A 13,555-nucleotide genomic window follows, 5' to 3' on the forward strand; every position below is an offset into this window, starting at 1 on the left:
CTTAGCGACGTTCCCACTGAGCGAAGGCAAAGGCCTCCGACGATCAGCCAATGACTTCGCTCCCGCACGACTGAATGCTTCAGGTGAAGCGGCCGCCGATCAGCCGGCTCCACTGCTCACCCGCAAGCCCGTTCAGGAAAGCTTGCGAGTTCTTCATGGCATCCAAAAGCTCTGGATCGCGTGAATGCACCACGGTCGAGGCAACAGTTAGGAAAGCTATGCGTCGCCCAAGCATTGCTTCCAGAAGTGCGGGTTGAATCCGTCCGCGCAGGGCGCTGACGCCGCGTACGGCGGCATGATCGATCAGGCAGTCAATCACCGAACCCGCCTGGCCAGGAAGGGCGAGAATCTGCAGCACGCGACCGATTTCATCTTTCCGTGCGTGATAGGCGAATGCGCCAACATTGGTGCCGACTGGCGATGTAACGGAAACGAAGACAAGCTCGCCCATATCCGGCTTTTGTGCCGCATCGGCCAGGATATAATCGAGCTGGCCTTCCGCCCACTCCGGGCGCAGGACGAACTGGGCGGTCAACGGTTCGACGAGCTTGGCAAATGTGCCGCTGTCGATTTCCGACGTCCGGAGGGCGCCATGGGCTGCCCCGTCCGCCGCCACACCGGACCAGCGTCGTTCGCTGGACTTCATTCGCCTGCAATAAAATCGGTCGATGGCATGCGCAAACGGATTGAGCATTCGGGCAAGCTTCAAGCGACTGGCGGAAAGGCTGAGCACAAAGCTCGACGGCCGCATCACGCGTACCCAGTCGAGACTGTATTGCGGCAGGACCACGCCACGCAGCCGGGTCCACAACCTTGCGGAGATGTCGTTGGCCGTCTCGCTGAAAGAGATGTCCTGCGGACCATCCAGGTAAGCTTTCAACAAGCGGGCTCCGGCCATCGGGTCGCGCTCATGACCCTCGACCATCAGCGAGCTGCAAATGGCGGCGTGTAATTGCCGGCCGTTGAACTGCATCGGCAATGCGTGAACGCCGACAAACCCGGAGACGCGGCCGGCGTCGTTGACATGGACTAGCGACCGGAGGTCGCCTCCGCAACCGGGCGCCTCCAGATAAAACCGTCTCATATATTCGATGAGCGAGGCCGGCGCTTCGGTCCGCTCTTTGCGCAGCACGCGTTGAAACATGCCTGCGACTGCCGGAAGATCGGCACCTTCCAGGGCGCGAATGACGCTCAAGCCCGGCTCCCGCCACCGGAGTCCCGTCCACCGCGTGTCCGGACCATGGCGACGCCAGGCTTCCCATCGGCCATCGCGGCGACCGTCAGGTGTTCGTGGCGGTGCGATCTCGCCCAGTTGCAATCGCTCCGATGGCCGAAAGGAGAGCTGAAATGCTGCGGCAAGGTAGGCCCTTTGCTTGATCATGAAAACGAGCGTCGTTGCTGTTACCAACTTCGGGTAAACCGATGTTAAAGTATTGGTAGCGAATCGAGTTTATCGACGCGACTCACGCCTTGTTTCCTCGGCGCCGCGGCACGGCTGGCGAGGGCCCAGCCTGCAGCTTCCGGCGCGAAACCAAGTCGCTTGGCTACGATCCTTGCCCTCGTCGCCGTTCTTGAGACGAACCATGGCAAGTGCTGCATGATCTGCCGCTGTTGCCCGGTGCAGGAAAAAAACCGGCGCCGAAATCGAGGATCATGGCGGAAGGAGCCGGAAATCCTTGCCTTCGGGCAGCAGCTGCCCGCCGTCGACGATTATAGTCGTGCCGGTGATGTAGCTGGCATCGTCGGAGGCTAGGAACAGGAAAGCATTGGCCACGTCGCGCGGGCTGCCGAGGCGGCCGAGCGGTATGGAGTCCTCCATGTTCTTTATATAGGCGGCGCCGCGATGCAGCTGGATTGCTTCGGTGAGGATATTGCCGGGCTCGACGCCGTTGACGGTGATGCCATAGCCCGAGAATTCGAGAGCGGCCGAACGGATCAGGCCGTTGATGCCGGCCTTGGTCGCCGAATAGTGGCCGTGACCAGGGCTGGTGACGTGCGGGCCGGTGATGGAGGAGGTGAACAGCATGCGGCCAAAGTGCTGCGCTTTCATCGGAACGAGTGCGGCACGGGCGGCATTGAAGGTGCCGCGCAAATTGACCGCCATGACGCGGTCCCAGTCCTCCGGACTGGTGTTCTCCAGCAACTGCCAGGGATAGATGCCGGCATTCTGGACCATGATGTCGAGACGGCCGTGATGGTCGAGCGCCAGCGCAACGGCGGCCTCCGCATCGGCCAGCTGCGAGATGTCGGTGCGGATGAAGACAGCGCCGAACTCGTCCGCGGCCGCTTGCCCGGCCTCGACCTCGGTATCGGCCAGGACCAGCTTCGCGCCCTCTTCGGCAAAGCGCTGTGCGATGCCCTTACCGATGCCGCGCGCACTGCCGACGATCAGCGCGACCTTGTCTTTGAGACGCCCGGTCATGCCAGCCTCTGGCGAATGGTTTGCTTGAAAGCGTCGAGCAGCACAGCGGCAAGCACGAGCAGGCCGTGAATCACCTGGGTGAAGTTGGCCGGAAGGCCCATCAGGTTGATCGCCGTGTTGATGGCCGACAGCAAAAGCACGCCGGCATAGACGCCGGGCAGGGTGCCGACGCCGCCCTTCAGGCTGACACCGCCGATGACGACGGCGGCGAACGCGTTGAACAGCAGGCCGACGCCGAGATTGGCGGTGGCGCCCGAGGTGCGGATCGCCAGCAGCCAGCCGGCAAGGCCGGCGATGGCGCCAGCGAGAACAAAGGCAACAACAAGGTTGCGGTTGACGCGGATGCCGGCTCGGAAAGTTGCAGTCTCGTTGCCGCCGATCATGACGAGATGCCTTCCAAAGGGTGTCTTGGCCATGATTAGCGAGAAGACTACGAAACACGAAATGGCGATCCAGGCGGTGAGGGGCAGGCCAAGGAGGCGCTGAATGCCGAACCAGCGGATCGCCGGCGCAAGGTCTTGCGCAGAGCGGCCGCCGGAAATGACCAGCACAAGGCCGCGCACCCAGATGTAGGACGCGAGCGTGATGATGAAGGCACTCATCTTCACCTTCACGACCAAATAGCCGTTGATGGAGCCTATGATGCCGCCGACAACTAGGGCAAGCAGCAGCGAAACCGGAACCATCAGCCATTCCGGCTGCAATTGAACGCCAAGGCCGATGCCCGCCGAGCAGAACAGGATACCGACCGCCATGGCGCCGAGCGCCGCCACAGATTCGACCGACAGGTCCATATGTCCGGTGATGATGACCAGCGCCAGGCCGATCGACATGACGCCAAGCACGCTCGACGCCTCTATGATGTTGGCGAAGATGCCCAGTTGGAAGTAGTTCGGAATGAAGATGGAGAAGACCACCAGCACGAAGACCAGCATGAACCAGACGAGGTTATCGAGGGCGAACTCGAGGGCGTGGCGCGTGCGGGGATTCATGTGCTGATCCAGCTGGCGCATGATCCGAAACCAATTCGGTTCGGGAACTGCGCGGATTGAAATTGCTGCAGCGTTCCTCGCGCCTCCGCTCGGACGCGCCGGGCTGCAGTGGTGGGCTCCGGGCCAGCGTGGCCCGAAGCCCAAGGCGACTTTGCTATTCGACCGGCTTCACCGTGTCCGAAGGCGGCTTCATATTGCCCCAGAAGGCCGGGTTATCGACATTTTCCTTGGTGATCGCAGCGCCGGGGATCTTGATGTTCGGCCCCCAGGCTTCCTTGGTCACGATCGACTTCAGGCCGAGCACGTCGTACTCTCCCGGCTTGATCTCCTGTTTGTTGACGACCTTGTCCATAAACATGGCGACGGCGGCGGCCTGAGCGTAGAGCGGCTGCTCGACCTCGACGTTGAGCCAGCCCTTGCGGATCAGGTCAAGGCCGACCGGCGCGCCATTCGAGCTCATTAGCATAACGTCGCCCGGTTTCTTGCCGGCGGCCTCGAGCGAGGCGACGGCAGCGACCGAGAGATGCGCGGCGTGGCTGAAGATCAGGTCGATATCCGGGTTGGCGAGCATCTGGTCGGCAACGATGGTGCCGGCATTGCTGGCTTCCCATTGCATGGCCGGAACCGAGATGATCTTGACGTCCGGGAACGCCTTCATCTTCTCCTCGAAACCCTTCTGGATGTCGAGCGTGTAGGGGTCGCCGGGATCGCCGAGCACCTGGAGGATCTTGCCTTTCACCTTTCCGTGCTTCGCCTTCAAGAGCTTCTCGGCCTGATCGGCGGCAATCTGGCCGATCTCGACCGTTCCCGCCACCGACGTGAAGTCGGACGGTGTCGAGGTGATCTGCCGATCGAACTCGACCACCGGGATGCCGGCGGCGCGGGCGGCCTCGATAGACGGCTTCAGCGCATTGAAATCGACGGCGGCAAGAATGATCGCCGACGGCTTGAGCGCGATAACGTCGTTCATTTGCGATTGCTGAGCGTCGGTCTTGTTATCGGCGTTCAGCGTCTTCATCTCGTAGCCGACCTGCTTCAGGAACATCTCCAGAGCGCTCACCGAGCCGGTCTGGAATTCGTCGAGCAATGTCGGCACCAGATAGTAGACGGTGCCCTTGGACTGGGCGAATGCCGGCGTGAGCGTGGCAAAGGCCAGTGCCAGGATACCGAAGACGGAAAGAAGTATTTTCTTCATGTCGTTCGCTCCTCTTGCGCCGGACCCCTCATTTGCCCCTCAGCCTGCCGGTCCGGCACCGGCAAGCGTCTCTCCGGTGATCATGTTGATCACCGCGTCGGGACTTGTTTTGTTGCGCGCGACATCGCCTGCCACGACACCTTGCCGGATCACCACGATCCGGTCGGCGACCTGGAAGGCCTGTTGCATGATATGGGTGATGATGACGACGCCGATACCTTGGCTGGCCACCTGGCGGATCATGTCGAGACCGCGCCGTGTCTGCTCGACACCGAGTGCCGCGAACGGCTCGTCGAGAAGCACGAGCTTGCCGCCAAAATGCACGAATCGGTTGAGCTCGATGGCCTGCCGCTGGCCGCCTGAGAGGTGCTCGACATTGGTTCTGAGCGAAGGGATGCGCGTGCCGGCGCTGGCCAGCGCCTTTTCGACCACCTGCTCCATGGCGGGTTCGTCGAGCAGGGGAACGCCAAGAAATTTCCTGGTGATCTCGCGGCCCATGAAGAAGTTGGCCACCACGTCGACATTGGTGCAAAGCGAGAGGTCCTGGTAGACGGTCTCGATCCCGGCGGCCTTGGCCTCGGCGGGAGATTTGGCGAGGAATTCCTTGCCCTCGAACAGCATGCGACCGGAGGTCGGCTCCAGCCCGCCGGCGATGATCTTGACCAGTGTCGATTTGCCGGCGCCATTGTCACCCAGAAGCGCCACCACCTCGCCCTTGCCGATCGAGAAGCTGATGCCCTTGAGCGCTTCGATCGCGCCATAGTTCTTGGCGACGTTGTCGAGTACCAGTAGGGGATCGCTCATGCTGCAATCCCCTTGCCTTGCAGGATATCTCGCCCGCGTTCGCGCTCGGCGGTGAATATCTGGCCGAAGCGCGGCGAAAGCACCCCTGAGACGGCAAGCGCTGCGGCACCGCGCAACACCGCATGCTGGCCGCCGCGTGCGACGGTGACACGCGGCGCCGTGCGGTCCTTTCGCGCCGAGATCGAGTTGGGAAGGTTCGCAACCGAACCGGCCAGCCGTTCAAGTAAATCGGCGGACGCCAGTCCGCCGAGGATGATGGTTTCGGGATCGAACAGGTTCTCGATGATGGTGATGGCGTTGCGAAAGATCGGCCCGACTTCATCAACCCAATCGGCGTCGCTGATGTTCCGGCGCCGCAGCGCCTCGAGCGAGAGGTATCTTTCGAGGCAGCCGCGGTTGCCGCAGGGGCACGGCTGGCCACCCGGCACGACAGGAATGTGTCCGATTTCGCCGGCATTTCCCCAGGCGCCGCGCAGCGCGCTTCCGTCATGAACCATGACGCCGCCAAGACCGACACCAAAATAGAGATAGTAGTATTCGGAATATCCCGTCCCGAGGCCATACAGGCGCTCACCCATTGCCGCGGCCGCCATGTCGGTCTCAAAAAACGCGGGCAGCCCGGTCGATGCCTCCAGCCGTTCTCGAAGCGCCACGTCCTTCCAGCCGGTCATCGTCGTCGGGCCGATAAAGCTCATCGACTCCACGCCGAAAGGGCCGGGCAGCGCCATGCCGATGCCGAGAACGCGACCGCCAGGCCGCAGTCGGGTCAATTCAAGCACCATCGCGCCGATCAGATCGAAGGCATGGTCGGGCGTTGCGTTGGGGGCCTCGCGGTAGGTGCTCTCGATCACGTCTCCGCTCAAATTGATCAGCGCCGCATTGATACCCAGCGGGGTGACATGGATGCCGACGGCATAGCCGCCCTCCGGGTTGATCCGCAGGGTCGCCGGAGGCAGCCCGCGGCCCCGCGGCTCTTCGCGCATGGACAGAACGTAGCCGTGTTCTTCCAGCTCGCGAACAATGGTCGATACCGTTTGGACGGTGAGCCCGACCCGCCTGGCAATGTCGCCGCGGGCGATCGGACCGTGAAGGCGGATGGATTCGAGGACGATGCGCCTGTTGTAAGGCCGCCCGAATTCCTGGTTGGTCCCCCGCAGTGCCATGTCTTGCGTCCCTAGGAGACATGAGGTTCGCACCGAATATTTATTCAGTCAAATGGAATTCAAAAATAATAAATGACTTCCGCGCATCAGGCGTCGGTCACGGGTTCACCAGCGACACGGAGCAGGAGCAGAGGCCGCTATCAGATGGAAAACGGCCAGATGTGTCTTAATGAAGAAGATGCGGGCTTCAGAGATACTGCGCGACCTTCTTGCCGACCCTTAGGAAGCGCAGCGGGTCGATGGCTTCGCCATTGTGGCGGATCTCGTAATGCAGATGCGGGCCGGTCGAGCGGCCGCTGCTGCCGGTCTTACCGATGACGTCGCCGGCATTGAGTCTCTTGCCGACGGTCACGTTGATTTTGCTGAGATGCCCATAGCGCGTCGCAAAGCCGTTGCCATGGTCGACCTCGACCATGCGGCCATAGCCGCCGTTCCAGCCGGCCTTGACGACGACGCCGGGCGCCGTCACCTTGGCAGACATTCCGGTCGGCGCCCTGAAATCCATCCCCGAATGCAGCGCGGCGGTGCCGAGGAGCGGATCGGTGCGCACGCCAAACGGGCTGGTGACCGAGCGACCGGGGGCGGGATTGGCGAGCGGCAGCCGTCGCGCCTCCGTCTTCAGACGATCGAGCGCGTCCAGCGCCTCGTCGAGTTCCCGTACCTTGCTGTCGAACGTCCTCGAACTGTCGATTGGTATCAGCGGACCGCCGGTATCGCTCTTGCCGAAATCGCTGTCGACCGGCAGGCCAGCCGCCTCGAGCGCCTGAGAGATTGCATCGGCGTTTCTGTAGGCGTTGTCGGCAAGCGTGGTGATGCGGGTGAGCTGCTGGCTCTCTATGGCCTTGAGCGACTCGCTGATCGATACGAACAGCTTGTCGGCACGATCGGCCGCCGTATCGCTCGGCAGCGGATCGGAGCGAGTCGACCACAGGGAGAACGGCCTGGTATCGCCGGCGCCAAGGTTGGCGCCGACGCTGGCAACCGAATACGACTGGGGCTGGGCGTCGGTTATGTCGGCGCGTTTTTCCGGCTTTGCGGACGCAGCAGTGCCTGCGGCAGGTGGCGTTCCGACTTCGCTCTCGCCGCGTTCGAGGAGCGGGCCGAGGCGGCCATGGCGCAGGCTGAGCTGGGTCTGTCGTTCCAGCAGTTCGCCAACTTTGGTTTCCATGAGCTGCTGGTCGAGAAGCTGACGGCTGGTGATCCGGTCGACCTGGGCGCGCAGTGCGGAGATGCGGTCCTCATAGGCCTGCTGCATGCGCGCCTGCCGTGCCGTGGTCGCGCCGATCAGGTCGTCGCGCAGCACGAGATAGGAGGTCGCCAGCAGGTAGCCTATGGCCATCGCCGCCAGCGCGGAGCCGCAAAATGCGGCAACCCATGGACGTATCGTGAAATGCCTGACCTCGTTGCCCCGGGCGATAATGACCGTGTGGGGCTCCTTGCGCCTGCCGAAGACCGTTGACTGACTGGCTACGTTCACGGGACCAAGCTTTCGTTACGATACCAACGACAAGCCTGATTACACATCATTAAGGTTAACGGTCGGTTGCTGGCGCCCAGCTCCTTGCAGCCCATGGGTTGCAGCTGGATTGGCTGAGGGCATGAGGCGCAGGCTTCAGCGCTTCATGCCTCACATGGGGCTCTCAGCCCACAGCCAACGTCGCTATCAGAGCGCGCGGACGGCCTCCAGCACCGCCTCGGCATGGCCTTTGACTCGTACGTTCCGCCATATCTTGGCAATCCGTCCGTCGCTGCCGATCAGGAACGTTGCGCGCTCTACGCCCATATAGCGGCGGCCATAGAGCTTCTTCTCGACCCACAGATGATAGGCTTCGATCACCTTGCGCTCCTCGTCGGCGACGAGGTCGACGGTCAGGTCGTATTTTGATTTGAATTTGTCGTGTTTTCGGACGCTGTCCGGCGACAGGCCGATGACGGCGGCGCCGAGCTTTTCGAACTCCGGCTTCAACTGCGAAAAGCCGATCGCCTCGTTGGTACAGCCTGTGGTGTCGTCTTGCGGATAGAAGTAGAGCACGACCGGCTTTCCCAGCAATGACGCGAGGCTGAGCGAGCCGCCGCCGTCGCGGGGAAGGTCGAACTGCGGCGCAAGGTCGCCGAGGTCGAGATCAGCCATATCGATGCCCTTGTTTGAGGTTACGCGCGAAGCCTCATCGATATATTGTCGCACCGGGATTCGTCCACGGTCGAGTTCGTTCAACGGAAAATTGTGTGGATCAGGAGCAGCCGCAGCACGAGAAGATCAGATTCAGGCGTGATGAGATCACCGACCTGGGTGCCTTCCCGTCCGCGTGCCGCGTACCGCCGCTCGGCCAGGCGTCGATCGGCCGCGGCGTTCGTGTTCTTGCGCGGCTGTTTGCCGGCCTTGTGGTGCTTGTGCTGCTGGCCACCGCCGCTGTGTATGCGATCGGCATGTCCGGTTTCGGCGCCGAACGGCTGCGGGCCGAAGCGGAAACGGCCATCGAGAAATTGGCCGGCGTCGATGTCGATGTTGCGGTCGGGCCGGCCCGTCTCACGCTCGACGGATCGAGCTTCATCGCGCTACAGGTCAGCGACGTCAGCCTCAAGACCGCCGACGGCAAACCGATGGCCGATGCTGGGCGTGTCCGCTTCGGCATAAGGCTGATACCGCTGCTTTCGGGCGAGGTGCGGCTTACCAGCGCCAGGATTTCCGATGCGCGCATCGTTATGGCGGCGCTGCCGTCGGGTGGCGACTGGACGGCGGCGCTGCGCAATGACGACGGCCTCATCGACCCAGAAAGACTGGCCGGCACGGTCTTTGCCAGCGTCAACCACGCGCTCGATGCGGTGCGCGAGGATTCGATGCGCCGGATCGACCTCCGCAATGTCGACGTCGTTCTGCCCGAGGCCGGGTCGGTCAAACTGGTCAGGATCACAGATGCCACCGTTGGGCAGTCGGGGCCGGGCGGCATGGAGTTTTCGTCCGACGCGGAGGTCGACGGCAGGGCACTCACCATCACCGCCTCAGCGACCCGGGATACGACGACGCGGCGCGTGACGGCTTTGGATGCCAGCGTCGAGACAGCGGAGGTTAACGGGGCTGCGGCAGCGCCAGGCGGGACGCTGGGCGCGATTGCCTTGAAGCTGGCGGGATCGGAAGGATCCGGCGAGAATGCGTCGCGGCTGGCGGCCTCGTTGTCGTTCGCCGGTTCCGTGCTAGATTTTGGCTCCCGCGGCTCGCTTCCAGCAGACATCGATCTCAATGCCACGCTTGTCGCCGGTTCGAACAAGATCCAGGTCGACAAGCTGCTGTTGAAAACCGGTCGCTCGATTTTCAATTTCGCCGGTTCGATCGGACCGAAGCCTGCGACAGGGACAGCGGGCGAGGAGCCATCCTACCGCTACGACCTGACCAGCGACGGCTCGACGCTGTCGCCTTCGGAATCGTCCGAACCCGCGCTCGATTTCATCGCCCGCGTCGCCGGCGTCTACCAGACCAGGAGCCGCAAGCTCGTGGCCGAGCAGATCGGGATCAGGTCCGGAGCCGCCAGCGAGGCGCTGGGCACGGCTTCGGTCGAGTTCGCTAGGGGAAAGGTGCCTGGCATATCTGTTGCCTTCAATGTCCACGACATGCCGGTCTCGCATGTCAAGCAGTTGTGGCCCTGGTTTTCCGCGCGAAATGCTCGCCTTTGGGTGCTGAAGAACCTGTTCGGCGGCCGCGTCGTCGACGCGAGCCTGCAGTTCCAGGTCGTGCCCGGGCGCCTGGGCAACGGGATACCGCTTTCATCAGATGAAGTGTTCGGCCGTTTCCAGATCGAAGGATCGCGCTTCGATACGGCCGGTCACATTCCGCCGATACGCGATGCCGTCGGTGTTGTCGAATTCCACGGCAATGACGTCGACGTCGCCTTGTCCTCGGGCAACGTTTATATGGCCAGCGGCCGCACGGTGGCGACAAGCAACGGCACTTTGAAGATCAAAGCGGCGAACCGCCCGCCGGTGATCGGCGCGCTCGATATCGACGTCGCCGGGGAGGCGTCGGCAATCGCCGAACTCGCCTCCTACGAGCCGATCAATGCCATGCGCCATGTCGGCCTGCTGCCGGACGAACTGTCCGGCACGGTGACCGGCCACGTCAAGGCGGACATTCCGTTGCAGTCCGGCGTCGACAGCTCGAAACTCGATTGGCTGGTGACGCTCGATTACAAAGACCTGTCGCTGGGCAAGCCGTTCGAAGACCAGACGGTGACGGACGCCGATGGTTCGATCACGGTCGAACCCGAGAAGGCCGTGATATCAGCCAAGGCGCTGCTCAACGGCATTCCAGCCGAACTTGACCTGATCGAGCCGCTCAGGGATGGCGGACCGCCACGCAGCCGGAAAGTGGCGCTGGTGCTCGACGACAAGATGCGTGCAGCCGCCATGCCTGGCCTGTCGCCGCTGCTTTCCGGAACCATCAAGGTTGCGATCGACAAGAGCGGCACGGGCAACCAGACTGTTTCGGCGGATCTGACCAATGCCAGGCTGGATATTCCCTGGGCAGGCTGGAGCAAGGGACCCGGCATTCCAGCCAATGTCACATTTGCCATGGCCAAGTCCGGCGACACCACGACGCTGTCCGACTTCGACCTGGATGGAAAGACTTTTTCAATCGACGGCGGCGTGGTGCTGGTCAACGGCGCCCTGTCCTCGGCGCGGTTCAGCAAGGTCACGTTGAACCGGGGAGACAACGTTGCCGTGTCAGTGAAACGATCGGGCAAGGGCTACGCGGTCGACATCAGCGGCAACGCGCTGGACGCGCGCTCTCTGATCAAGCAATTCACGTCCGATGTCGACACCGCCACCAAGGCCACGGGGTCCGACGCGATTTCGGTGAGTGCCGATGTCAATTCCCTGACCGGCTTCCACAACGAGAGACTGTCGAACCTGAAGCTCGACTACAGTGCCGCCGGCTCCAGGGTGAACGGGCTCAAGGTGAGCGCCACGGCAAGCTCGGGTGCTGCCATAAGCATCAGCAATACGACCGGCGCCGGCAGGCGCGCCCTCAACGTGACGTCGGCCGATGCCGGCGCCATCCTGCGGTTCCTCAACATCTACGAGCATATGGAGGGCGGTTCGATCACGCTGGCGCTCACCGGGGCAAGCGATGGGCCGATGAGAGGCCAGGTCGACTCGCACAACTTCTTCGTGGTCAACGAGCCGAGACTCGCCTCGCTCGTATCGACGACGCCGGCGGGCGACAGCCGCAGCCTCAACGAAGCTGTCAAAGCCAATATCGACACGTCGAGAGTGAAGTTCGAGCGCGGCTTTTCCGAGATCGAAAAGGGCGCCGGTTATCTCAAGCTGGCCAATGGCGTGCTGCGCGGCCCGCGTATCGGCACCACTTTCCAGGGCACGCTCTACGACCAGAACAATAACATGGACATGACCGGCACGTTCATGCCGGTCTATGGCCTCAACCGCATCTTCGGCGAACTGCCGCTGTTTGGCGCGCTGCTCGGCAATGGCCGCGATCGCGGCCTGATCGGCGTGACCTACCGGCTCAGGGGAGATGCCAACAAGCCGAAACTGGACGTCAACCCGCTGTCGGTGATCGCGCCCGGAATATTCAGGTCGATTTTCGAGTACCGGTAAGGCGGCCGGCTGGTCAGGCAGGCCGCACCAGAACGTGTTTTTTCTTGCCGAGCGACAGTTTTACGACCTCTTCCGGGCCGAGATCCTGAAGTGTCACCACCTTGCGGTCGTCCGACACAGGCTGGTCGTTCAGGCGCACGGCGCCGCCCTGGATGTGCCGCCGCGCCTCGCCGTTGGATGCGGCAAGCCCGGCGGTGACGAACAGTGACAATATGCCGACGCCGCTTTGCAGATCGGCCTTGCCGACCTCGACGGTTGGCAGCGTTTCGGCCAGCGCGCCTTCCTCAAACGTCTTGCGCGCGGTTTCCTCGGCTTGCTCGGCTGCCTCGCGGCCGTGCACGATGGCCGTCGTTTCCGTGGCCAGGACCTTCTTGGCCTCGTTGATCTCCGAGCCGCCAAGCGCGGCGAGCCGCGCGATCTCGGTGAGCGGCAGGCGGGTGAAAATCTTGAGGAAGCGCGTGACGTCGGCGTCCTCGGTGTTGCGCCAGTACTGCCAGAAATCATAGGGCGAGTAGAGATCGCCGTTCAGCCAGACCGCGCCTTTGGCCGATTTGCCCATCTTGGCGCCTGACGACGTCGTCAGCAGCGGTGTGGTCAGGGCATAAAGCTGCGGCGTACCCATGCGGTGCCCGAGATCGACGCCGTTGATGATGTTGCCCCACTGGTCCGATCCGCCCATCTGCAGGCGGCAGCCATATCGCCGGCTGAGCTCGACGAAATCGTAGCCCTGCAGGATCATATAGTTGAATTCGAGGAACGACAGCGATTGTTCGCGCTCGAGCCTGAGCTTGACGCTGTCAAAGGTCAGCATGCGGTTTACCGAAAAATGCCGGCCGACATCGCGCAGGAATTCGACATAGTTGAGCTTCATCAGCCAGTCCGCATTGTTGACCATGATCGCGTCGCCCGCACCGTCCCCGAAACGCAGAATGCGGCCGAAGATGCGCTTGATACCGTCGATGTTGGTCGCGATGGCCTCAGGCGTCAAAAGCTTGCGCTGGTCGTCGCGGAAGGAAGGGTCGCCGATCATCGAGGTGCCGCCGCCCATCAGCGCGATCGGCCGATGGCCGGTTTCCTGCAGCCAGTAGAGCATGGTCGCGGAAATCAGATTGCCGATATGCAGGCTGGTCGCCGTGGCGTCGTAACCGACATAGGCGGTCACCGTTTCCTTGGCGAAAAGCTGGTCGAGGCCGGCATCATCCGAAATCTGGTGGATGAAACCGCGCTCGCTCATAATGCGCAGGAAATCGGATTTGAAGGCGGACATTTTTTCTTTCCCGAAAGCGCCCAACCGAACCGGATCGGGCGTGGCATGCGTGAACGCGGGCGTTTAGCATTCAAGCGCGGTCAGCAAAAGGGGAATCCGGTT

The 13,555-nt window shown here is 62.6% G+C and carries 10 protein-coding genes; 1 reads left to right on the top strand and 9 read right to left on the bottom strand.

Annotated features, from left to right (window positions below; translation table 11 throughout):
* Positions 1–79: 79 nt before the first annotated feature.
* The 8 genes from ACWTU7_RS06390 to ACWTU7_RS06425 all read right to left on the bottom strand — a co-directional run bounded on the left by ACWTU7_RS06390 (position 80) and on the right by ACWTU7_RS06425 (position 8,707).
* Complete coding sequence (locus ACWTU7_RS06390) at positions 80–1,195, bottom strand: hypothetical protein (RefSeq protein ID WP_455838173.1); 1,116 nt, start codon at positions 1,193–1,195, stop codon at positions 80–82.
* Between the two features lie 456 nt (positions 1,196–1,651).
* Positions 1,652–2,422 carry an SDR family NAD(P)-dependent oxidoreductase gene (locus tag ACWTU7_RS06395; protein ID WP_127316275.1) on the bottom strand — a complete coding sequence of 257 codons (771 nt, stop codon included), beginning with the start codon at positions 2,420–2,422 and terminating at the stop codon, positions 1,652–1,654.
* Positions 2,419–3,414, bottom strand: coding sequence for an ABC transporter permease (locus ACWTU7_RS06400; RefSeq protein WP_455838174.1), 996 nt, complete (start codon positions 3,412–3,414; stop codon positions 2,419–2,421). Before ACWTU7_RS06400 ends, ACWTU7_RS06395 begins: the two co-directional genes overlap by 4 nt.
* Before the next feature lie 154 nt (positions 3,415–3,568).
* Positions 3,569–4,609, bottom strand: coding sequence for a sugar ABC transporter substrate-binding protein (locus tag ACWTU7_RS06405; RefSeq protein ID WP_455838175.1), 1,041 nt, complete (start codon positions 4,607–4,609; stop codon positions 3,569–3,571).
* A 39-nt stretch (positions 4,610–4,648) separates the two neighbouring features.
* Complete coding sequence (locus ACWTU7_RS06410; protein WP_455838176.1) at positions 4,649–5,413, bottom strand: ATP-binding cassette domain-containing protein; 765 nt, start codon at positions 5,411–5,413, stop codon at positions 4,649–4,651.
* Positions 5,410–6,576, bottom strand: coding sequence for an ROK family transcriptional regulator (locus ACWTU7_RS06415; RefSeq protein WP_455838177.1), 1,167 nt, complete (start codon positions 6,574–6,576; stop codon positions 5,410–5,412). The genes ACWTU7_RS06410 and ACWTU7_RS06415 overlap by 4 nt, the downstream gene beginning before the upstream one ends.
* 187 nt (positions 6,577–6,763) lie before the next feature.
* On the bottom strand, positions 6,764–8,053 hold the full coding sequence (locus ACWTU7_RS06420; RefSeq protein ID WP_455838178.1) for a M23 family metallopeptidase: 1,290 nt from the start codon (positions 8,051–8,053) through the stop codon (positions 6,764–6,766).
* 186 nt (positions 8,054–8,239) lie between these two features.
* The gene (locus tag ACWTU7_RS06425) at positions 8,240–8,707 is read right to left on the bottom strand and encodes a peroxiredoxin (RefSeq protein WP_095521882.1); all 468 of its coding nucleotides are present in this window, start codon (positions 8,705–8,707) and stop codon (positions 8,240–8,242) included.
* Between the two features lie 95 nt (positions 8,708–8,802).
* Here ACWTU7_RS06425 and ACWTU7_RS06430 point away from each other — a divergent pair, with 95 nt between their 5' ends.
* The gene (locus ACWTU7_RS06430) at positions 8,803–12,186 is read left to right on the top strand and encodes a hypothetical protein (protein WP_455838179.1); all 3,384 of its coding nucleotides are present in this window, start codon (positions 8,803–8,805) and stop codon (positions 12,184–12,186) included.
* Positions 12,187–12,199: 13 nt separating this feature from the next.
* Here ACWTU7_RS06430 and tyrS read toward each other — a convergent pair whose 3' ends face one another.
* A complete protein-coding gene (tyrS, locus tag ACWTU7_RS06435; protein ID WP_455838180.1) occupies positions 12,200–13,453 on the bottom strand; it encodes a tyrosine--tRNA ligase in 1,254 nt (417 codons plus the stop codon).
* Positions 13,454–13,555: the final 102 nt, after the last annotated feature.

The sequence above is a fragment of the Mesorhizobium sp. BHscii genome, from assembly GCF_053848065.1.